The organism is Chitinophaga sp. 05T412, assembly GCF_056396465.1.
In genome coordinates this window covers 1-23,116 of the sequence record NZ_JBFTLN010000015.1, presented here as the reverse complement: position 1 = coordinate 23,116, position 23,116 = coordinate 1, and the positions used below count along the sequence as shown (strand labels likewise).

Here is a 23,116-nt window from a genome sequence, read left to right as displayed (position 1 = left end):
TCAACATTTTAAGGATTCTGGGTACACAGTTTATTCGTTTCTACTTCATCAATCGGAATGTAGTAGATGATCTTCGGGTTATCCGGCTGAATGATCATATTAGCATAACCGGAAGGATTTTTGGATAAATCAATATCCGATTGCTTCAATCCCGGTAAATGATAGCCCCAGTAAGTTCTGTTCATCGGCCTTTTATTGCGATACAAATCATAACTACGATGCCCTTCAAACGCCAGCTCCAGGCGTCTTTCCTTTAATACAATATCCAACGCAGATTTGCCCGCCGGCAATTGCTGATGATATAACGCATTCCCTAGTCCACGGTTGCTGCGGATCATATCTACATCATCCAACGCTGCCGCCACATTCCCTGCTTTGGCATTAGCCTCCGCCCGGTTGAGATACATCTCCGCCAACCGGAACATAATCGGGGAACTTAAAGTAGGCCGCTTATCCTGGCCGGAGAACTTGGCGATATAGTAAATATCAATGCCATTCTTTTGCTGCAAATCACCGTTATCATCTTTCAATGGCACAATGTATTTCCAGCGCACATCCTCCGGATTGGCCGCCATGGTATCTCTCAGCGATGCAGAAGCAAACTCTTCTCCCCAACCGGAATTACCGTCGGAGTAAATCATGGAAGCAATAGAACCAAATTTGCCGTAATCATCCAGCTGGGTAAAGGCTACGCAAAAAATAGTTTCACTACCGTTAATGGCATTTGCAAATAAATCAGGATACGCAGCGCTGGTGGTCAGCGAAAAACGACCACCATCTATTACTTTGTTAGCGAAATACAGGGTACTATCGTTCACCCCTTCATAGAGATAAGCCCTGGACAACAAGGCCCACGCTGCTTCCCGGGAAGCATATTGTTTGCCTCTGGCCTGTGTCATGAGATCGGCGCCACGACGCGCATCAGCAATGATTTGCTTATACACCTCCCCTACGGATGCCCGTGCTTTTTGCGCCGGATCACTGGTAGATGTACGCAGAATTACCCCTGGCGCCGCCGGATTCAACGTATACGGCATGGCAAATAATTTCGCCAGGTTGAAATGAGCAAACGCACGCAGGAAATAGCATTCTCCTAATAGCTGCTGCGTAGTAGCGTCTGCGTTAGCCAGCTTCTCCACCGCTTCTATCACGGTATTGGCATCGTTGATAATTTTATAGGAGATATACCAGAAATAACGGGTATTCGGTTGCGTGGGAGAATGATCCAGTGAAAAGCTGTAGAATAAGGGATCTTCGGTGGTTTGTCCACATACAATATCATCACTGGCAAAATCCGACAGCTGAAAATACTGACGCAGGTACATATTATTATCATCCGTGGTACCATTAAACGGTACGTGATCTTTCAGGAGCGAATAAGCGCCATTCACCGCATTCTTCAGGCCATCCGGTGAGCTGGTAATGGTTTCTGTGGTCAGCGCATCGCTGGGATTTACATCTTTCATACAACCGGTTTGCCATAGCAACAACGGCAGTAGCAATAATATGATAATCACTGATCTCATGACAGGGCAGTTTAAAATCTGAAATTAATGTTGAACAGGTACTGACGATTATTCGGATACTTGAAGTCCGATACGCCGGGCATCACCTGTGATCCGGGCGTAATAGTCGTTTGCGGGTCCTGTCCTAAGAAGTTGGTGAAAGTATGCACGTTGTCGGCCGTGAAACCCACGGTGATTCCTTCCATGTTTAACCGGCTTACCAGTTGCTGCGGCAGTTCATAACTTAACCGGATATTGCGCAATGCCAGGAAGCTACCATCTTTCAAAAAGCGTGTAGACGTTTGCGTGGAATTGGCTGAGTTCTGCGGACTGGGTTCCGTAGCGTCATCGCCGGGCTTACTCCAGGTGCTGCTGCCTTTAGGCAAATTCACCTGATTGTAATAAGGCTCGTTGCCATCGTTTTCTACGAAGCGCAGGTTGTTGCTATATACTTTGTTGCCTGATAAGAAATAGATATTCACACCCAGCGAAATACCGTTATAGCTAAAGGTATTGGTCATACCACCCTGGAATTTAGGCAAGGCAGATCCAACTTCCTGGTAGGTAGCACTGGCGTAATTAGAAGTGGATTTCCTGGTGCCATCTTTCTCTATCACTTCCCATAAAGGCGCACCGGTTTGCTTATCTACCCCAAGCCACTTCGGCATATAGAATTCATACAGGTTACCACCGTTGCGGTAAATCTGTGAAATACTCCAGGTAGATTGTGTGGTGATAATATTCGCGGGGAACTGCTGCAAGCGGTTCGTGTTGAAATTGATATTGAAATCAGTGTTCCACTGGAATTTTCCGGCACGCACATTCAAACTGCTGATGCCTAGTTCGATCCCGTTATTCACCAGCTGTCCTACGTTCTCCCAGCGGGTTTCAAAGCCTACAGACAATGGTTGTGATACCTGCAGCAACAGGTTTTTAGTGACGTTGTTATACACATCTACGCTAAGGTCTATCCGTTTAAACAACCCGATATCGATACCACCATTCCATTGGTATTTACTTTCCCAGGTAAGGTCCGGACTAGGCAACTGAGAAGGTGTAGCAGCGGTTTGCTGGTAATATTGTCCTGTCAGTGAAAACAAGGCCAGGTAACGCGACGACCCAATATCCTGCGTACCGGTAACCCCATAGCTGGCCCGGAGTTTCACATTATTGAACACTTCATTATCTTTCAAAAAATCTTCATTGCTCACCAACCACGCAGCAGATATAGCCGGGAAAGGCGCATAACGGTTGCTGGAAGGGAAGTTGGAAGAACCATCTACGCGGAATGATCCGGTGAGGAAATATTTATCCAGGTAGCTATAGTTCACCTGCGAAATAAACGATTGAATAATGGCTTCGTTCACGCTTCCAAACACTTGCTGATTACGGGATACCACGTTCAGTACTTTCAGCCCTACCGGAATACCTTTTCCGGAAGCGCCCAATATCTCTCCATTGCTTCCTTCAAAAGCCACACCAGCGAGGCCACTGATCCGATGATCGCCCATATGGAAATCTACTTTCAACAGGTTGTTGGAGATATAGCCGTAGTTGAGGGTGCTTTGTTCATTCAGATAGCCATCGCCGTGATACTGCCCTGCTACCTGTGGAGAATACCAGGTTTTATTTTTGTTGTATCCCAGCGATAAGCGATTGGTGCTGGAAAACGTGAGCCAGCGGGTGATGCCGATGTTGAGCCCCATATCATAATTCACATCGAAATTTTTATAAGGGTGCTCAGAATTTTGAATGGTATGTATCGGATTTACTTTATCGCGCGACCACCATTTAAAAGGCGCGTTTCCATCTACGTAGAGCGCTTTGCCGCTGCTGTCGTATGGATTATCCCAGGGCATGTTCAGGAAAGCGTAATACATATCGTTGTAGTCGTATGTTTTACCGAAAGCGCCGCTGAGGTTAATGTTGTTGGTCAGGCTGATGTTCTTCGTGAAGTGATAGGTAGAATTGGCTCTCAGATTAACCCGCTGATAATTGGTATTCATGAAAGTACCTTTCTCATTGTAGTAAGAGAGTCCGAGATAATAATCTGCTTTGTCTGTTTTACCACTGGCAGATACATATACGTTCTGCATAGGTGCGCGGCGGAACATATCTGTTAACCAGTTATAGTTCTGATTTTTCAGCGACAGCGGACGTTCGTTGTAAAATTTCACCAGGTCTATTTTATAGGAATTATCCGTAGCGCCGGGGATATAATCCCGATAAAATTCTTTCTGGCGTTCGTATAATTCGCTGCCATTCATCATATCCATGGTACCGAAATCGGGTGTACGAAACCCGGTAGTGATCTTTGCTTCAAAGCGTGTTTTACCGGAGGCCGCTCTCTTGGTGGTGATGATAATAACGCCGGCATTGGCCTGAGAGCCATACATAGCGGTGGCGCCGGCATCTTTGAGTACCGTTACGGTAGCAATATCATTCGGATCATAGTTACCACCGATGATACCATCTACCACTACCAGCGGACTTTGGGACGCATTCACCGAAGAAATGCCACGCATACGTATTTCAGCGGCGGCGCCGGGCACACCTGAGCTACTTACCACCTGCAGGCCGGCCACTTTTCCCTGTAGCATAGTCCCTACATCGTTGGTGGTAACATCTTTCAATTTAGTAGCATCTACTACGGCTACGGCGCTGGTGAGTTCACTCTTTTTCTTATCGGAGTAACCTACTACGATCACCTGATCCAGCTGACTGTTCCCTGATTTCATGACTACCAGCATCCCTTGCCGGGCGGGAAGTTCCTGTTTATCATAGCCGGTAAAAGTGAATACCAGTATTTCACCGGCGTTGGCGGTTACAGTAAACTGGCCGCTGCTATTGGTAGCGTTACCTCTGCTCGTCCCTTTTACCATTACGGTGGCGCCGGGCAATGGTATGCCATCGGCTGTTTTTACGCTACCTGATATTTTGCCCAGCGTATCAGTGGCTGTTGGCGGCGGCAATGCTTTGGGACGAATGACAAATACACCATCGTTGAGGGTGAAGGTAACGGGTTGGTGCTGCAGACATTGTTCCAGTACACTTTGTACAGAGGCCCCATTTACCTCCAACGTAACCGGGAGGGCATTCTTCAGTGCCGACTCGTTGTACACGATGGTGGCGCCGGATTGCAGAATTATTTCTGCAAATACTTTTTGTAAGGGCATATTTTTCACAGAGAGGGTTACCTGTTGTGAAAAACTCCTGGCGCTTACATGTAAGCAGGCTACCAGGATGAGCCAGGTGGTTATTTTCATCACCCGCAAAATTTTGGTTAATAAAAGTCCCTTTGGGAGAAATGGCTTCTCCTTAAATTTTAAATCCATACTTTTAATAAGGTTTAGAATTCTTAAATGATCATTCGACGGATCTTACAGGATGCTGGACTTTGCCGGGGGTGTGTCCGCACCTCCGGTTTTCCATTGTTCAAAAATTTAGTTCTCCATTTTTATTTACAGACGTTTACGGTAATACAATAACTTTATTTCCTTCGCTTTTAAAGTGATTTGTTCCGTTTTCTTCCAATACGTGCAATACAGCTGATAAATTAAGATTCCGGCTAATACCGCCACCATACAGCTCTTTACCGGGGGCGGTGTTATAAACTATTTCCACATCATACCAGCGGGCTATTTCCCGGAGTATGGTGGGCAAATCCATATTATTAAATACAAACAGCCCATTTTTCCAGGCCATGATTTTGTTGATATCTGCTTCTTTTACCGTTAACTGATGCCCGGAAAGCGCTAGCACGGCTTGCTGACCTGGGCGAAGGATTTTATCCTGCACTTTTATTTTTCCATCCAGTAACGTGGCGTTGATAGTAGGTTCGTCGGCATAGGCCATCATATCAAAGCGGGTCCCCAACACTTGTACTTCCATTTCATTGGCCTGTACTTTAAATGGCTGCCCTGCTTTACCGGCTACTTCAAAATAGGCTTGTCCCTGTAGCAACACTTTTCTTTCGGCACCGGTGAAAGCGGTAGGATAACGCAGGGAGGAGGCGGAGTTCAACCATACTTTGGTGCCATCCGGCAATGTTACCTGAAACTGGCCACCACGGGGCACGGAAAGTGTATTATATACCAATTCCGCCTTGGCATCGCCTGCTTCATACGAGAGTTGTCCGGCGGTATTTTTGATGACGCTGGCGCCGCCTTGTTTGCCGATAGCTCCATTGGCCGCGTCATCCAGGGCAATGGTACTGCCATCACCCAAGGTGAGTACCGCTTTTTTATTAGCGGGAGGCACCTCTTTCCGCGGGGTATTTACTGCTATAATATTTTTTTGGGGAGATGAATACCGGAGCTTTAACCCAACAACACCCGCTACTCCTACTGCTGCAGCTACAGATGCCGCCACGAGGTAACGACGATAACGTGGTATCCTTTCACTCTCCTCATTCGCTACAATTGCTTTTTGCTTTTCGCCTTCCGCTTTCGGCTCTTTCATAACAGGCCGCAACCGGTTCAACAACCGTTGCTCCAGCATTTGCCGGTCTTCTCCCGGCTCCAGGGGAAGCGGTACTTCACTATCATCGAAGCTATCGTACCAGTCGTGGAGTGCACTGGCTTCTTCGGGCGTAGCTTTGCCTTTCAGATAACGTTGAATCAGGTTTTTTAAATGCTGCATAATAGTAGAGTACAGAAATACCTGTTCTACCCTTAGTCCGGATTAAAATATTTTTCAGAAGAAGAAAGAAAGATAAGGATATACGTCCTTCAAGCGTACGCGCAAATGCTTCAAAGCCTTGGTAAGATGGGCTTCTACCGTTTTCTCGGACAGCTGCATGGCGGCAGCAATTTCTTTATTACTGTATTGTTCTTTCCGGCTATACAAAAATACGAGGCGGCATTTTTCCGGAAGCCGGGCTATTTCCATGCCCAATCGTTCCTGTAACCGGCAATAGTCGAGATGATCCATATCCGGAACCGCTACCAGCTGCTGCATCACCTCCGGGTTATCTAGTGGTTGATCCGGCAGCAAGTGGCTCATCTGGCGGAATACCGCATAACGGGTAGCCGTAGCCAGGTAACCGGAAAGATGACGTATTTCCAGCGCCTCCTTTCGCGCCCATAAACTAGCCAATACTTCCTGTACTACATCTTCTGCGGCAGTACGTACACGCAGGCGATTATAAGCGATGGCATATAGCTTCTCCCAGTAACGGTGAAATATTTCGGTGTAGGCCGATTCATCGGCCTGTTGCAGTCTTTGTAATAGCGCTATGTCACTCAGTTCATCCACGTGTGGTAGTTGGTTGATATGTGGTTGCTGTGAAAATAGTGAAAAACAAGTGGATTTTCTTTATTGATGTTAAATGGGATTGATTAAAACGCCTCATACATAAACCCTATTTATAAAAACCATAAAGAGAAAAAAGTGTAAGAAAGTAATTACAAAATGGTACGTAACAATCAAGCCAAGTGTATTTATTGGAGAGTTGCTGAGACCAGCACAAAATGATTGAAAGTGGCAGTAAAAAGCCCGTGTGATGAAAGAATGAGCCAGATACACTTACAAAAAAAACACATGTTTAAATATACTCACTATCAATAATTTCAAATAACCACTAAGGAATTTTACTGACAGAAATAGTCGATAACCGATAAAAATTAAATCTTTGTTCTCTTTTTGTGGTATTTTCACAGTATAAATGGCTGTATATCTTACTTCTATGATAAGATTTATACTCAATTTATCTGGTGCTAATTCTTCTGTTATTTACGCTCGACTCGTTCAGTGATTAATTCCTCTAATTGCTTAATTATGGCACATGTACTTGAATTAAAGATCAAAAGTGTTAGATCTGGGAAGACATTAAAAAATTCTTCTCCGGACCCAACCCCCAATTGGATCAAAAGGTGCATTGTTAGATTTAAAGCCAAAAGGCGAATTAATAAAATAATGCATAGCTTGCATGAAGCAAAAGAAATTCACGCCGGACGCAAACCAGCCCAAACATTCGACGAATTCCTCCGCGAATTATAAAATATTCACCACCACATTATTTGTCAAAGAAGCTACCGACTTAAAGAAAAAGTATCCCAACATAAGGGATGATTTTTATGAGCTTCAAAAAAGGCTTAAGGCTGATCCGATAACGGGGAATCAATCTTTGGGAAAAGATTGTTATAAAATAAGAATGAAAATCTCCGATAAAAAAAGTGGCGAAAGAGATGGAGCCCGTGTTATTGTGAAAGTACTTGTTATTGACAAAACAGTATATGTTTTATCAGTTTATGATAAGTCAGAGAAAAATAACATAACAGAGGATGAGTTTCATAAAATGTTACAACAATGTCTTGAACAACAAGCATAGATATAAAGCCCGGTATACCGGGCTTTATTATTTCATTCTCAGTAATAATTACGTCCCTCTACATCGATTCCGATCTGTTAAAACACCGGACGTTCTACTCAAAATAGAAGCCCCCCTACATCAAACTCACTCAGATACTCCATCTACCTACAACGCTTCCTTAATCACCTTCACCGCCTGCCCTCTCTCCAGTTCATTATGCTCCTGCCACTGGCTTTGCTGCTGACTCACCAGCAACGACGTTTGCCAGGCCAGGAACTTAGCTTCCAGTCGCTCGAGACAAAGTTGTTTATTCTGTAGCTGCGAGCGACTATCCATCGCTAACACCTGTAATCCGCTGGGACGGTGTATACCACGTACCGCAGTTTCTACCTTGTTGACATGCTGCCCGCCGGGGCCCGCAGCACGACAGGTTTCCAGCGTTACATCTTTCGGATTCCACAGCAATTGCTTTTTCACATCAAATACCGATACACCCACAAACCAGTTTTTACGTTTGTGAAATTTGCGGTAAGGACTTTGCGCAATCCATTGTACGGTGCCTTCCCATTCTTTGAGGAAAGCAGTCATCTGATTACCTTTTGCGAGTAACGTAGTAGAAAACAAGGTACCATTGATATCTCCTTTAATACTTTCGAGTACGGTAATGTCGATGCCCGCAGCGCGGCCCTGTTTTATCATGCGCTCCTGTACCCTGGCCACTACCCGGCAACATTCTGCCGGGCCGCGTCCTGAGGTGATCTGTATAATCATTTGTTCCATATACTTAATCTTTATTCATTCTTACAATGGCTGGCATAAACCGGCCTTGTATTTCAATTAATTCCTGCTGCGCAGCGATCACCTGATCGATGTTTTTGTATGCCAGCGGATTTTCTTCTACGCTGCCACCGATGAGGGTTACGCCTGCATTGGCCAGCATTTTCTTCATGCCGGAAACGGTCATGTTTTCTTTGGCTCTTTTACGGCTCATGGCACGGCCTGCGCCGTGAGAGGCAGAGTATAAGGCATTGTCCACGCCTTTCCCCATCACGAGATAAGCAGGCGTGCACATGCTACCGGGGATGATACCCATTTCGCCGGCATGTGCGGGCGTAGCGCCTTTGCGGTGAATGATCACCGAACGGCCATCCGCCAGCGTATCCTGCCACGCGAAGTTGTGGTGGTTTTCCACTTTGGCGAGCGACTGCAACCCCAGCGCCTTGATGAGGTTGATGTGAATACGGTCGTGACAGGCTTTGGCGTAATCGCCGGCCAGGTTCATCGACAGCCAGTATTCCTGTCCGGCTTCGGTGTTCATATCCAGCCATGCCAGCTGCTGCGCTGAGCGTGGCAGTTTGCAGGTATCCATGGCGATGCTGGTGTAGTGTTGCGCAATGTTGGCGCCAAGGCCACGACTGCCGGAATGCGATAACAACGCCAGGTATTTTTTTGGCGGCAATTGTAAGGCATTGTATTCCTGCAATTCGATCAATCCAAACTCTACGAAGTGGTTGCCGCTGCCGGAAGATCCCAGCTGTCGCGCTGCTTTGGCCTGCAGCTTTCTCAGCAGCTCGGTGTATTGAAACACCGGGCTGTCTAATACCGCATGTTCCTGCGAAAATTCCAGTCCGCCTTCCATGCCAAAGTGCGTGTATTCTTTCAACGCTACTTTCACCTGATGAGAAAAACGTTTTAAAAAGCTTTCTCCCTCGTCGAGGATGGTGAGCGCCATGCGGCAACCAATGTCTACGCCAACGGCGAAAGGCAGCACCGCATTTTGTGTGGCTAATACGCCGCCAATGGGTAATCCGTAACCGGTATGTGCATCGGGCATTAAAGCGCCCTGTACGGTGACCGGCAACGACATGGCCAGTTCCATTTGCTGTTTGGCAGAGCGCTCTATTTCTTTGGCGCCGTATAATTTTAACTGCCCGGTTTTTTCCAGCAGTTCATACGACTGAAAATTACATTCCACCGGCTCATCCATGAAAGTTTCTGCTATTTTCCCCAGCACTTCATCGGCCCGGTATTTCGCAGGATCTGCTTTGATAGCTGTTAATAGTTCTATTATTTCCGGCTTGCTGTGATGCTTGAAATGCCGGGACATAATGTTGATGACAAGGCTTCTGGCCCTGTCGTTGGTATAACCTATTTTACTAAGTTCTTTTGTTTTTATGCTGCCCATAAAATGGTCGTTTGGGTGTGCCGCTATACTTGGTGCGCACACGAGGGTTACATCAGTATTTACTGACGTAATCATGAAATAAAAAAGATAATTTTTCCCGCAAGAGGGGTCAACTTTCGCTGAGGTAGGTGAGCAGCAAACGGTAGGTATAACGTATATGCATATATGATTCCGCGCAGGTGATGTACGCACCGCAAATGCGATATAGCGATTATCATCTGCCTATAAAAAAGATATAAAAAGGCTGGGCTTACACAGGTAGTGTATGACCTTCACGACTTTATAACTCCGGCTTATGCAAAAGTAATGTACGACGTTTGCCTGATCAGGCAAGAAGCGAAAGGGGCGATATGTGGGTATGTTCTGTCATGATTCCTTGTAATTTTAAAAATGAAAAAAAGGAATTCGGGTGCAAAGATATATTTATTTCTGAAATACCAAACATCCATTTTCTTTTTCTTCTTTATGGATCTTCTCTTGCTGCAGATTTTAACATTTTCCGCCGAGATAAAACAGGGTTTATAACCCGGCGTGACGTAAATTTGTATACCCGTAATTTTTAACCTCCGGTACCCCGCTCCGGACGGGTTATTTCAACAATAGTAAAACTTTTTCTTATGGACAAACAGCTCATCCGCAACGCTTACAAAGTGTATTGGCTGGAAAACGGCAAAGCGCCCGTATCTGTTTATGCACTCTGCAAAATTGTAGACATCACCGAAGCTTCCTTTTACGAGCAATACAGTTCCCTGGAAGCAGTAGAAAAAGATATCTGGCTGGCCATTTTCCAACAAACACTGGAACAACTGCAGGCAGACGACATTTACCAACAATACAATGCACAGGAAAAATTACTGGCCTTCTATTTCCTCTGGGTACAGAAACTAAAAGAAGACCGCAGCTACCTGCTCCTGCAACGCAAACACTTCCGCTTACCGGATTTTTATCGCAATAAACTAGACACCTTCCGTCATGCCTTCAACAGCTACGTAAGTGACCTGGTGAAAGAAGGCTACCAATCCAGCGAAATCAAAGAAAGAAAATACATCTCTGATCAATATGTACACGGCTTCTGGTTACAGGCACTGTTTGTACTGAAATACTGGCTGGATGACACCAGCAACCAATTTGAAATGACCGATGCTGCCATTGAAAAAGCAGTCAACCTGAGCTTCCAGCTGATCAAATCCAATACACTGGATAGCTTGCTGGACTTTGGGAAATTTATTTTTACGCGGAAATAAGCACCATGAAAGAGCAATCCAATATCCCCACTACTAAAGTGGAAAGGGCAGGCAAATTCGTTACGACCGGACTTAAAGTAGGTACCAATTATATCAAACATTACACGCGCAAACTGATGGACCCTTCTACTACCAAAGAAGCGTTACACCAGGATAATGCCGCTGATATTTATGATACCCTGAGCAACCTGAAAGGTAGCGCGCTGAAAGTAGCGCAGATGCTGAGTATGGACAAAGGAATGCTTCCAAAAGCTTATACCGAGAAGTTTGCCATGTCGCAGTACAGCGCACCTCCACTGAGTGGTCCGCTGGTAGTCAATACTTTTGTAAAAACACTGGGTAAATCACCCACACAGCTATACGATACCTTCGACTTGCAAGCCTCTAATGCCGCTTCCATTGGTCAGGTACATAAAGCCTCTAAAAATAGTAAACAGCTGGCCGTAAAAATTCAGTACCCCGGCGTTGCCAACAGCGTAAAATCTGATCTGCGTATCGTGAAACCCTTTGCCATCCGCATTGTGGGCATGAACGAGGTAGATATGGATAAATACTTCGACGAAATAGAAAGCAAGCTGCTGGAAGAAACCGATTATAAACTGGAACTCCGTCGCTCCATGGACCTGTCTCAGGCCTGCGCACATATTCCCAACCTGCAGTTTCCTGGCTACTACCCGGAAATGTCGTCCGATCGCATTATTACCATGGACTGGCTCCATGGCCAACACCTGAAAGAGTTTTTGCTCACTAATCCCAGCCAGGAAGCCAGAGATAAAATCGGGCAAGCCCTGTGGGATTTCTACCAGTTCCAGGTACATAGCCTCAAACAGGTACATGCCGATCCCCATCCCGGCAACTTCCTCATGCGTCCCGATGGTAGCGTAGGCATCTTCGACTTCGGCTGTGTGAAAGAAATTCCGGAAGATTTTTACATCAACTATTTCCTGTTGGTAGATAAAGAAGTATTGAAAGATGAAAAACGGCGGCATGAGATTTATACCAACCTGGAAATGATCCACCCAACAGATACGCCTAAAGAAGTGGAATTCTTCTCCGGCCTCTTCCAGCATATGATTGATTTACTCACCTTACCATTTACACAGGAACACTTCGACTTTGGTAATGAAGCGTATTTCAATGAAATATATGCTTACATGGATGAGCTGTATAACATGAAAGAAATCCGCGACTCTAAAGTAGCCCGCGGCTCCAGACATAGTCTCTACATTAACCGTACTTACTTCGGTCTCTACTCTATTCTCAGTGACCTGAAAGCCAATGTGATTACAGGTCCTGGAAGAATACAGGAGTTGGGAAAAGCATAAAGCTAAAAGCCGAAAGCAAAAAGCTATTGTAGCGAGTGACCAAAGCGTATTAAATTATTCGCAATGATCACTCGCTACAATAGCTTTTTGCTTTCGGCTTTTAGCTTTATGCTTTCTTAAAATGTCTTCTTCTTCTCTAGCTCCGGCAACGCATCATCTATGCGTTTACATAACTCCGGTAATTTAATAGTAGGCACGGCTGGAAATAAGTGATGCTCCAGGTGATAAAACATGCTGAAAGTAATGGCGTTCTTCCATCCGGTGCGCTGCGTTCTTGCAATGGTGTCATGGTCACAGTCGTGGTGTACACTCCATACCGCAAAAAACGCCATCAGCAACTCCCCTATCAGCATGACTGCAATATGATACATCAGGAAATGTACCTGGAAATAAAACACCAACCCCGCAAATACCGCAATGGCGGCTAATTCCAGCAACATATTACGACGGTACTTCTTATTACCCAGTTGCCAGGTGACCCGATGAATCAACCACATATGCTTAGGTCCGTAGAAAATGGCGCCCAGTGCGCTCATACCGGCAGACTTACCTTCATAATCTTCTTCTGATAAACAGTATTTGTGATGACGGATGTGATTAAATTTCACCGCATGAATAGAAGCCATCATCAGGATGCTGTTGAGAAACAGGGTCAGCCAGGTCAATTGCTTATTGGTACCCAGCGATTGATGAAAACCGTTGTGTACCTGTCGCAATGCGGTCAGGAAGAAAATAGCCGACAAAGGCATTGCTAACAGGTAGTGGCCATAATATGCCAGTACCCAGGAACCGAGCGCCCAGGGAATAGAAATATTATTTTCGATGAGCATTTCCCGGACAGACAGGCGGGTTAAGTCTTTCCAGGCAATTTGACGGGTAATATCAGCTGCTGCCATATACCAGAATTTAGGAAGAATGAGGTAATCAGGAATTCGGATATAAAATTAAATCATTATTGAATATGATCATCAGTTGGTCGTATAATTATTCCGATTGGTCGCAACCTGCTACTGTACCATGCCGGAATTTTCTAAATTGCCCCCATGAAGGAAGAATGGTACCATCGAAAATGGGTTGTTGTTGCCAGGCATATATTGGCGTGGCTGTTATTTTTTTCGCTCCCCTACCTGTTGCACCCCACCAACGACGCCTGGGAAAGGGATCATATTAAAAACAAAACAGCCTGGATCATTTACCAGTATTATACTGACCTGATACTCATTGTTTTCTTTTACCTGAATGCCTGGGTATTTATTCCCAGGATGATCTATAAAAAGAAATTTGCCCAATACACGGTGCTGATGCTGGAGATATTTGCGTTGATGATAGCCAGCCGCATTGGCTTTGAAAGACGCTTTTGGGTGCCCCCGTACAGTGATATAAGATCCACTATTCTCATTACTTTTTTCATCTTTTTCCTCGTACTCTGTGCCAGCACGGCGTTCAAGATGATTGTAGATAAAATGGAGCTGGAGCGAAAAAACAGCGCCAAAGAAAACGAAAACCTGAAAACAGAATTATCACTGTTACGCTCCCAGGTAAGTCCGCATTTCATGTTCAATGTACTCAACAACATGGTGGCGCTGGCCCGCAAAAAATCGGATGTACTGGAACCTTCCCTGATAAAGCTGTCTTCGTTGATGCGCTATATGTTATACGAAGCCGATGAAGATAAAGTACCATTGCAAAAAGAAACAGAATACCTGCAAAGCTATATCGACCTGCAGCAGCAGCGTTTTGGAAAAAATGTAGCCATCCAGGTATCACTGGAAGGCACTGACAACCCTCATGAAATAGAGCCGATGCTCCTCATCCCTTTCGTGGAAAATGCGTTTAAACATGGTACCGGCCTGATTGCGGATGCCTGTATAGATATCAGCCTGTATACACGCCCTGGCAGGTTGTTCTTTACGGTACGTAACAGGTTCAACCCCACTTCCGGCGAGATAAAAGATAAAACCAGCGGTATTGGCCTCACCAATGTAAAAAGGCGACTGAATTTATTATATGGAGATGACCATGTATTGAATATCTCCCGGAAAGATGATTGGTTTATAGTATCCTTGCAGTTAAATCTTCATTGATGATAAAGTGTATTGCCATAGATGATGAGCCCCTGGCGCTGGACTTGCTGGAAGATAATATCAGCATGGTGCCTTACCTGCAGCTCATAGGGAAATGTAACAATGCCTTTGAAGCCATGGAAATACTGCGGCAGCAACCAGTAGACCTGATTTTCCTGGACATCCAGATGCCTGGTCTTACCGGCCTGCAATTCCTGGAATCCTTACCGCAAAAACCCATCGTAATCCTGATCACCGCCTACGAAAAATACGCACTGGAAGGCTTTAACCTGGCCGTTACCGACTATCTGGTGAAACCCGTATCACTGGAACGTTTCATCAAAGCATGCAATAAAGCACAGGAACTTTTTCTGCTGAGAACCGCTGGCAAAACTGCCAAAGAACCCGCAGAATTCTTCTTCGTAAACGTAGATTACAGTTTGCATAAAGTAGTATTTGCTGACATCATATGGATTGAAGGGCTGAAAGATTATGTCAAAATACATCTCCGGAGTAGCTCAAAACCGGTGATAACACGCATGAGTATTAAGGGCATGGAAGAGCAGTTGCCTGGTATGAAATTCATCCGTATCCACAAATCCTATATTGTGGCTGTTGCCGCCATCTCTTCTATCCGGAAAAACAGTATTTTCCTGGATAGCCTGGAACTTCCGGTGGGCGATACCTACCGGGATGCCGTATATGCGCTGGCTGGCAAGATGTAATGCGACAATTGCTGTTTGTAGCGTTTTTTTCCCCACTCATCTCATTTATTTTATAATATCCGATACGACGATATACTTTTGCACGATTAGAATTATACCAAAATGCAGAAGATTTATTTGTTTATCACCCTGTTTTTGCTTTCAATGAGTGCCTGGGCACAGGCTCCAGCAGGTCCCGGTGGCAGAATGCCGATGGGAATGACTGGGCACGTGTACGGTAAAGTAATCGACCCCGATGGGAAACCCGTCAATTATGCTTCCGTGATCGTACTCCAGAATCGGATGGATACGCTCACCAAAAAAATGAAAGAAAAACTGCTGAAAGGCGCACTCACCAAAGGGAATGGTGAATTCAGCCTGGACGATTTGCCAGCCAGAGGTCCACTGAAACTGCGCATTACTGCTACCGGCTACAAAACTGTAGAACAAGCCGTTAGCTTCCCTCCTTTTGATAAGGATCTGGGCAACATCAAATTGGCGGTCAGCACTACCCAGCTGCAAGGCGTTACCGTAGCAGGTACCAAACCGATGATGTCAATGGATGTTGACAAGAAGGTATTTAACGTGGAAAAAAACATCGTAAGTGCAGGCGGGACTGCCCTCGATGTCATGAAAAATGTTCCTTCCGTAAATGTGGACATCGATGGAAACGTGACACTGCGCAATGCCGCACCACAGCTCTACATCGATGGACGCCCAACTACCCTCACCCTGGAGCAGATTCCAGCCGATGCCATCGAAAACGTGGAAGTGATCACCAACCCTTCCGCTAAATACGATGCATCCGGTGGTAGCGCCGGTATCCTGAACATTGTACTGAAAAAGAACCGTAAAACAGGCTACAATGGTAACCTTCGGGCCGGTGTGGATAAACGCGGTGCGCTCAATGGCGGCGCCGACTTTAACCTGCGCCAGAACAAAGTAAACATCAGCGCCAGCGTAATGGGCAACCAGATGAAAGCCCGTACCAATGGTACTACTGATCGTAACAACTTCGCGGATGTACCATCCACCACCATTAACCAGGAAAACGCCAACAAAACCAATGGTGGCTTTGTCTTCGGTAAACTGGGACTGGATTGGTTCCTGACCAACCGCACCACGCTTTCCATCGCCGGTATCAAAGTACATGGCTCCATGAATCCTGAAGAGCATATCGATATCAATACCGATACCCTCTATAAGCAAGCGTCCAGCATCAGATCATTGAGTCAGCGTAACTCTGATGGCCACAACAAATTCAATGCAAATGGAATTGTGTTGGGTATGAAACACCTCTTCCCTAAAGAAGGCGAAGAATTAACCGCCGACTTCAACTACTTTGGCGGTAAAGGTGATAACAATTCCGACTACAGAACGGATCGTTTCGGCAGTAATAACGCCATCACCGGCAGCGATATCCAACAAATCATCGGTACCGGAAAGGTGAGCTTCATGACGATCCAAACGGATTACGTGAAACCGTTCAAAGGCAAAATGAAACTGGAAACAGGTTTAAGAGCTGCTGTACGTACTACCAAAAGTAACTTCAACAACTACATGTTTGATGAAGAATCCAAGAAGTACGTGCTGATTCCGGCCGCATCCAACAATTACAAAAACAACGATAACGTATATGCGGCTTATGCCAGCTTATCCGACAACATCGGTAATTTTGGATATAAGGCAGGTCTGCGGGCAGAAAGCTCCGATTACTCCGGCGATTTGCTGAACAACGGTCAGCACTTTAAAAACAGCTACCCTATCAGCCTGTTCCCATCTATCTTTTTAAGCCAAAAGCTGAAGAACAGCCAGGAACTGCAGGTGAGCTATACCCGCCGCATTAATCGTCCTAACTTCTTCCAGCTGATACCATTCACCGATTCTACTGATAAGTTGAATATCACCAAAGGTAATCCGGGCCTGGTACCAGAGTTCACCACTTCACTGGAAATGTCGTACCTGAAAACGTTTAAAGGCAACAATACCTTTTTGGCATCTGTCTATTACAGACATACCAATAACCTGATCACCCGTTACCTGACCAAGGAAACCGATCCGGTAAGCCAACAGCCAATTTTGGTAAATACGTATATCAATGCCAATTCCAGCTATTCCGGTGGTTTGGAACTCACGTCTATGAACACCCTTGCAAAATGGTGGACGATGTCGACCAACGTGAATATCTACAATTCAAAAATCAATACCGACAATGTTACACAGTCGCAGGACGCCCTGTGGAGCTGGTTCGGCAAACTCAACAACCAGTTTAAGTTACCAGCCAACTTTGAATTACAATTGACCGGTACTTATCAATCCAAAACCAACCTGCCGGTAAATGATAATAAAAACGTGCAGGCAGGTCCGCCGATGCAACAGTCGCAGAACGCATCTCAGGGATATATTGCTTCTTTCTGGGGCGTAGACGCTGCCATTAAAAAGAGCTTCCTGAAAAACAATGCAGCTTCTGTGACCTTAAGTATCAACGACATTTTCAGATCCCGCTGGTCTGACCAGTACTCTGAAAGTGCTTATTTCACACAGTATTACAGCCGCATAAAAGATCCTCAAATGATCCGTCTGAACTTTGCTTACAGATTTGGTAAAATCGATGCCAGCCTGTTTAAGAGAAAGAATATGGGCGCAGGCATGCAGGGAATGCAGGAAGTAATTCAGTAAGTAATTACTTTAGTTGAAAGGCCGGAATGCGTTACGCGTTCCGGCCTTTTTCGTTCGGGTATAACGCCATCGCCAGATCGCTCTGCCACACCTCACCGGTGTTTACATTCATGGCGGAAATCCGCCCCAGGTAGGCGGCTCCTGTATCCAGATTATATACATTACACGCTTTCATCGGCATCGTTTTTCCGTAAATCAGCGTAGGGGTGTGCCCGATATAAATTTCATGATACTGCTGCAATATTCTCGGATACAGCTCCGGATGAGTAGCCACCCTTTTATCCATAGTGAGGGCCAGTTCCCAGAGGGATCTGTCTTTATACATGGCATGATCAAAAGGGATGGTACCCGGTGTCACCGTAAAACCAGCATGAATAAACAGGCGGTTTTTATCATCTACATAGTAGTCTTTCATCGCGGTAAAAAAAGCGGTATGCCGCACTCTTTCTTCGACTGACAACTCATTATAGCTCGCCATGGTAGCCAGGCGGCCGTTTTTCAATGTGCTATTGGGAGGCAGCGTTCCTTTGAGCCAGGATTCGCACCAGTCGTCATGATTACCTTTGATAAAAATGCAGGGATACTGCCGCGATAATGCCATGAGGTAAGTGATCACGGCAATGGAATCGGACCAGCCATTTACATAATCTCCCAAAAAAATCAGTTGGTCATCTGCTTTCAATTCCAAACGGGTCAACAGTTGTTGTAATGCTTTCAGCGCACCATGAATATCACCGATGACGTATGTTGCCGGCATGTTTACGGGTAGTTTAACAGGTAGGAAAATATATCAGGGATTCCGGCCTTTTTCATCCGGGTACATCCCTTGCACCCTATCGCTTTGCCATACCTGTTTGGTATCAATATTCATGGCAGAAATTTTCCCCATAAAGGCAGCGCCGGTATCGATGTTGTGTACATTGGCAGCAATCATCGGCATATCTTCTCCGTAATTCACGCTGGGAGTATGTCCGATATATACTTCGTGAAAGAGGGCCAGTCGTTTAGGATAGCGCAATGAATCTTTCGGAATACGCGGATCTACTGCCAGCGCCAGTTCCCAGAAGCTTCTGTCCCAGTATAGCGAGGGTTCAAATCTTTCATAAGCCGGGCCATGCGTGGAGGTAAAGCCGGCATGGATAAATAACCGGTTCTGCGCATCAATATGATACATCTTCATTTGTTCCAGGAAAATGGTATGGCCCAGGCGCTCTGCGGGAGATAGCTTATTAAAACTATTCACCGTAGCTTGTCCGCCATTGCGGAGCCAGGAGGCTTCCGGCATAATGCCATGCAGCCAGGATTCACACCAGGCGTCATGATTTCCCTTTATAAAAATACAGTGGTAATGCTCCTCCAGTTCCATCAGGTAAGTAATCACTTCTGCGGATTCTGACCAGCCATCCACGTAATCTCCTAAAAAAATCAGGGTATCTTCTTCTTTCGGCGCTATTCGTGTTATCAGCTGCTGCAGTGCTTTCAGTGCACCATGTATGTCACCTATAACGTAGGTTGCGGGCATGTTTAAATCTGTTTGTACATTATATCTGTTCTCAGCACATACTTCACTCCTTCGGTCAGCAAGGCTCCTTCATGCCGTAGTGGATGGTGAAAGATCAGGGCAGTGCCGGTTTCCGGGCGAATTACTTCTCCGGAGGCAAAAATGGTTTCCCCGCCTGTATATGCCTCGTTCAGATAAATCATAAAAGTATATTGACTGGCTTCAAAACGATTCCGCTCAAAACTGCCGTCTTTGTGCATTTTAAAGCGTTGTCCCGGGCTATATTTATAAAACCGGAACAATTCGTTGAGACCTATGGCAGACCGCTGATCAGTACCTTCCGGCGCAAAATCCTTCAGCCGTTCCCAGATAAAGGTAGCATAAGCAAGGTCCTTATACAATACCCGTTCATTATTTCGTACGCCTTTTATCATCCGTTGTACGCCGTTACCCACGTCTACCGTGGCTTCTTCATATCCGATGGCTTCACTTTTTTCAATAAGGCCGGCGCATTCTTCCGGGGAAAGGAAGTTTTTCAAGGTAAAGATGCCGGGGGTATATGCTTGCTTTTCCATACAAAAGTGGGTTAAGGTTCTGTGGGAACATGGATTTGAAAACTATTTTTCTTCAGTTGCTTATTGAATTTATAGAGTTCCGGGTGCCTGTTTTTCAGGCCTTCCCGTTTCAAGCCGGTGTTAATCACATAAGCTGCATCCAGTATTTTCCGGCGGAAATTGCGGCGGTCCAGCGTTGTTTGCAGCACGCATTCATAGAGTTCATGCAGTTCTGTGATGGTGAATAATTCATCTAACAGCTCAAAGCCTACGGGATCATAAAGTATCTTGGATTTCAGGCGTTGCAGGGCCTGGCGGAAAATATGCTTATGGTCAAATCCGAGCGTGGGCAATTTTCTTACGTTGAACCATTTTACATCATTTGCCATGCTGCCGGCTACTACCTGGAATTTAGCGGGGTTGATGAGGGCGTAATACCCCACGGCTATCACGCGTCCCCGGGGATCTCTGTCTGGCGCATCAAAGGAATAAAGCTGTTCCAGGAATACTTCATTCATGCCCAGTTTTGTTTGCAGGATACGGGAACAGGTATCCAAAAAAGTTTCCTGCATCTGTACGAAGCCCCCTGGCAGGGTCCAGCAGTCTTTAAACGGTTCTTCCTTACGGTTCAGCAGCAATACGGACAGGGTATTGTCGTGGTAACCAAATACCACCAGATCTACCGCGAGGGAGGGGTTCTGATACTCGTGAAAAGCCTTCATACTTTTGTTTGCGTCAATTTAACGTGAAGTAACCATTTTTTTGGGAGATAACCTAAATTTTTCCGGAGCAAAAAGCAGAAGGCAAAAAGCAAAAAGCTATTTTCGGGAAGATATACGCGAAAATCTCCCCGAAAATAGCTTTTTGCTTTTTGCCTTCTGCTTTCTGCTAAACGTAAAAAAGGCGGCGCTTACGCACCGCCTTTTTTTATTTGGACCCGGGATAGGAATATTCCAGTCATCTCATAACCTACAACTGTTACACTGTTAAAGTAACAAGATGTAAAGTTACACGTAGAAAGGGATATAACATAGCCTGCTATCCCGAAGGTTACCAATATATTATTTGGTATGCGCCAACACCACAATGTCCTTTATTTCAATCACTTTCTTCGGATAGCCGCGCAGGGTAACGTTAATCATGGCTTGTCCTACCTCCGCCAGGGTGGTCACCATCTGCGGGAGAAACCGCCTGAAAAACGGATACATCCAGCTGATGTATTTAATGGCCTTTGGGGCACGCTGCAACCCAGGCGTAGGATGCATATAACCGGGGCGAAACATATACGTAGCTTTAAAAGGCAACCGCTGCAAGTCATGCTCCGTTTGCTTCTTCACCCTGGCCCACATACTCCGCCCATCTGTTCCGGCCCCCGACACATAACAGAAAGTCATATCCGGGTTCATGGTGGCCAGCGTTTTAGCCACTTCCATGGTCAGGTCGTAGGTAACATGGCGATACGCATTCTCTTTCATGCCTACCGACGACACCCCCAAACAGAAGTAACAGGCGTTATACCCATGCAACTGCGCCGCTATGGGCAACATGTCGTAGAAGTTGGCGTGAATGATCTCCTTTAATTTTGGATGACTCACCCCGCAAGGCCGGCGGTTGATGACCAGCACCTCCTTTACATCCGGATGCGCTAAACATTCATGCAATACCCCTTCTCCTACCATGCCTGTACTGCCTGTAATAATGGCTTTAATGTCCATAGGATTCTTTTTACGTGCTATTGAAATTAAATCTTTAGTTCCAATAATTTGCAGGAAAGCCACGCTTACCTGGTTGGTAGACCTTACATTTCTTTTGTTTTTCTTATCTGAAAAAATATCTTTGCCCCAAGAATGCCCCTGCACGCTATTGTGCAATTGATTAATCCGAATTAAACCAACACCCTTTTATGATGAAAAAACCTATTCTGTACATTCCGCTCAGCCTGGCGCTGTTCACCACTGTTCTGTCATGTAATAATACCGGAAAATCAGGCAACGCCGCCTATGCAGAGAAATCTGCGTCCTCGGCAAATGAGGTGATTGAATACACCAACCTGATTGTAGACCTCTCTAACAAAAACACCGGCTATGTAGTGCGGTTAGTAAAAAATGCAGACCGCGCAGCCGAATTATTGAAACAAGAAGCAAAATTTGGCCTGAACAGCATCATTAAACCTGTCATGATAGGATCTATCCGACATGGTAACGTAACTCCCGAAAAACCGGTAGATGCCCTGAATAAGGAAGATCAAGCCTTCTTCAAAGAAAAAGTAGCTGCTTTTAATGGCTCTTTTGAAAAACTGAAAGCTACCTACAGCAAACTCGACGACTACCTGAAAGCACAGGATTACAAAGACGACAAGGGCGCGAAAGGCATGGCCCTGGCAGATTCTATCCGCAACGATGCACAAGCCTTCTTCGACGTAAAAGAAGTGCTGATGAAAAGAGTAAAGGTAGTAGCTGATGCCAGCGAAATCATCATCCTGAAAGACAGCCCGCTGAAAGACTATATCGTTGCCATGAAAACGGATATGCAGTCTGTCCGCAACTTTATTGATCAACTGGAAAAAGGCGGAGAAGATTACAGCAAAATCAGCGCTGCTGCACAAACTACTTATGACGCACTGGAAAAAGATCAGGCAGCACACGCAGCCATAGATCCAGCCAAAGCAGCCGACAAAGCACCGTACTATAAATCATTCTACGATAGCTTCCACGACTTCCTGTTACAGGCCAAAAAGACATTGCGTGATGCCAAAGAAAAAGGTACACTCGATGAGCGTGCACTGGAAAGCCTCGATGGTGCACTCGATACCATGGTAGGAAGATATAACAGCTTCACTAACTAATAAGCATGAAAAAACCGCAGCCAGGATTGGCTGCGGTGCTTTTCTTATCCGACACTATCTCATAAACTGTGTAAATTCTAAAAATCGGGGTGTTTCACCTCGATTTTTTAATTTTAAAGCATATATAGTTTTATGAAGACAGAAGATTTTTTATCAGACGACTTTCTGAAGCAGTTTAAAACGGCCGATCAACTAAAC

19 protein-coding genes are annotated in these 23,116 nt (G+C 45.5%); 7 read left to right on the top strand and 12 right to left on the bottom strand.

Features of this window, described 5'->3' with window-relative positions:
• Positions 1-8: 8 nt before the first annotated feature.
• The 4 genes from AC1DFM_RS27125 to AC1DFM_RS27110 all read right to left on the bottom strand — a co-directional run bounded on the left by AC1DFM_RS27125 (position 9) and on the right by AC1DFM_RS27110 (position 6,761).
• On the bottom strand, positions 9-1,526 hold the full coding sequence (locus AC1DFM_RS27125; protein WP_477079906.1) for a RagB/SusD family nutrient uptake outer membrane protein: 1,518 nt from the start codon (positions 1,524-1,526) through the stop codon (positions 9-11).
• 11 nt (positions 1,527-1,537) lie between these two features.
• Positions 1,538-4,771, bottom strand: a complete 3,234-nt coding sequence (locus AC1DFM_RS27120; RefSeq protein ID WP_477079905.1) for a SusC/RagA family TonB-linked outer membrane protein — start codon at positions 4,769-4,771, stop codon at positions 1,538-1,540.
• A 205-nt stretch (positions 4,772-4,976) separates the two neighbouring features.
• The gene (locus tag AC1DFM_RS27115) at positions 4,977-6,146 is read right to left on the bottom strand and encodes a FecR family protein (protein WP_477079904.1); all 1,170 of its coding nucleotides are present in this window, start codon (positions 6,144-6,146) and stop codon (positions 4,977-4,979) included.
• A 54-nt stretch (positions 6,147-6,200) separates the two neighbouring features.
• Entirely contained in the window at positions 6,201-6,761 is a 561-nt protein-coding gene (locus tag AC1DFM_RS27110; protein WP_477079903.1) for a sigma-70 family RNA polymerase sigma factor, read from the bottom strand.
• 673 nt (positions 6,762-7,434) lie between these two features.
• Here AC1DFM_RS27110 and AC1DFM_RS27105 point away from each other — a divergent pair.
• Positions 7,435-7,836, top strand: a complete 402-nt coding sequence (locus tag AC1DFM_RS27105) for a hypothetical protein (RefSeq protein ID WP_477079902.1) — start codon at positions 7,435-7,437, stop codon at positions 7,834-7,836.
• Between the two features lie 147 nt (positions 7,837-7,983).
• Here the strand turns inward: AC1DFM_RS27105 and prfH are convergent, their stop codons facing one another.
• Both prfH and AC1DFM_RS27095 read right to left on the bottom strand, forming a co-directional pair.
• Positions 7,984-8,598 (bottom strand): peptide chain release factor H, encoded by a 615-nt coding sequence (gene prfH / locus AC1DFM_RS27100; protein ID WP_477079901.1) that lies wholly within the window; start codon positions 8,596-8,598, stop codon positions 7,984-7,986.
• A gap of 4 nt (positions 8,599-8,602) precedes the next feature.
• On the bottom strand, positions 8,603-10,078 hold the full coding sequence (locus AC1DFM_RS27095) for an RtcB family protein (protein ID WP_477079900.1): 1,476 nt from the start codon (positions 10,076-10,078) through the stop codon (positions 8,603-8,605).
• 542 nt (positions 10,079-10,620) lie between these two features.
• Here AC1DFM_RS27095 and AC1DFM_RS27090 point away from each other — a divergent pair.
• On the top strand, positions 10,621-11,247 hold the full coding sequence (locus tag AC1DFM_RS27090; RefSeq protein WP_477079899.1) for a TetR/AcrR family transcriptional regulator: 627 nt from the start codon (positions 10,621-10,623) through the stop codon (positions 11,245-11,247).
• A gap of 5 nt (positions 11,248-11,252) precedes the next feature.
• Positions 11,253-12,572 carry an ABC1 kinase family protein gene (locus AC1DFM_RS27085; protein WP_477079898.1) on the top strand — a complete coding sequence of 440 codons (1,320 nt, stop codon included), beginning with the start codon at positions 11,253-11,255 and terminating at the stop codon, positions 12,570-12,572.
• Positions 12,573-12,688: 116 nt separating this feature from the next.
• On the opposite strand, the gene AC1DFM_RS27080 is transcribed toward AC1DFM_RS27085, so the two are convergent.
• Positions 12,689-13,468, bottom strand: coding sequence for a fatty acid desaturase (locus tag AC1DFM_RS27080; RefSeq protein ID WP_477079897.1), 780 nt, complete (start codon positions 13,466-13,468; stop codon positions 12,689-12,691).
• Positions 13,469-13,615: 147 nt separating this feature from the next.
• Here AC1DFM_RS27080 and AC1DFM_RS27075 point away from each other — a divergent pair, with 147 nt between their 5' ends.
• The 3 genes from AC1DFM_RS27075 (at position 13,616) to AC1DFM_RS27065 (ending at position 18,018) form a co-directional block, all read left to right on the top strand.
• The gene (locus AC1DFM_RS27075) at positions 13,616-14,656 is read left to right on the top strand and encodes a sensor histidine kinase (RefSeq protein WP_477079896.1); all 1,041 of its coding nucleotides are present in this window, start codon (positions 13,616-13,618) and stop codon (positions 14,654-14,656) included.
• The gene (locus AC1DFM_RS27070; RefSeq protein ID WP_477079895.1) at positions 14,656-15,360 is read left to right on the top strand and encodes a LytR/AlgR family response regulator transcription factor; all 705 of its coding nucleotides are present in this window, start codon (positions 14,656-14,658) and stop codon (positions 15,358-15,360) included. Before AC1DFM_RS27075 ends, AC1DFM_RS27070 begins: the two co-directional genes overlap by 1 nt.
• 102 nt (positions 15,361-15,462) lie before the next feature.
• A complete protein-coding gene (locus AC1DFM_RS27065; protein WP_477079894.1) occupies positions 15,463-18,018 on the top strand; it encodes an outer membrane beta-barrel protein in 2,556 nt (851 codons plus the stop codon).
• A gap of 31 nt (positions 18,019-18,049) precedes the next feature.
• Here the strand turns inward: AC1DFM_RS27065 and AC1DFM_RS27060 are convergent, their stop codons facing one another.
• The 5 genes from AC1DFM_RS27060 to AC1DFM_RS27040 all read right to left on the bottom strand — a co-directional run bounded on the left by AC1DFM_RS27060 (position 18,050) and on the right by AC1DFM_RS27040 (position 21,788).
• Positions 18,050-18,775: a metallophosphoesterase family protein gene (locus AC1DFM_RS27060; protein WP_477079893.1), complete on the bottom strand. Its 726-nt coding sequence runs from the start codon at positions 18,773-18,775 to the stop codon at positions 18,050-18,052.
• Positions 18,776-18,808: 33 nt separating this feature from the next.
• Positions 18,809-19,540: a metallophosphoesterase family protein gene (locus tag AC1DFM_RS27055; RefSeq protein ID WP_477079892.1), complete on the bottom strand. Its 732-nt coding sequence runs from the start codon at positions 19,538-19,540 to the stop codon at positions 18,809-18,811.
• A 2-nt stretch (positions 19,541-19,542) separates the two neighbouring features.
• Complete coding sequence (locus tag AC1DFM_RS27050) at positions 19,543-20,094, bottom strand: 2OG-Fe(II) oxygenase (protein ID WP_477079891.1); 552 nt, start codon at positions 20,092-20,094, stop codon at positions 19,543-19,545.
• An 11-nt stretch (positions 20,095-20,105) separates the two neighbouring features.
• Positions 20,106-20,795, bottom strand: coding sequence for an NUDIX hydrolase (locus AC1DFM_RS27045; protein WP_477079890.1), 690 nt, complete (start codon positions 20,793-20,795; stop codon positions 20,106-20,108).
• A 339-nt stretch (positions 20,796-21,134) separates the two neighbouring features.
• Positions 21,135-21,788 (bottom strand): NAD-dependent epimerase/dehydratase family protein, encoded by a 654-nt coding sequence (locus AC1DFM_RS27040; RefSeq protein WP_477079889.1) that lies wholly within the window; start codon positions 21,786-21,788, stop codon positions 21,135-21,137.
• Positions 21,789-21,976: 188 nt separating this feature from the next.
• On the opposite strand from AC1DFM_RS27040, the gene AC1DFM_RS27035 reads away from it, so the two are divergent.
• Complete coding sequence (locus AC1DFM_RS27035; RefSeq protein WP_477079888.1) at positions 21,977-22,918, top strand: YiiG family protein; 942 nt, start codon at positions 21,977-21,979, stop codon at positions 22,916-22,918.
• Positions 22,919-23,116: the final 198 nt, after the last annotated feature.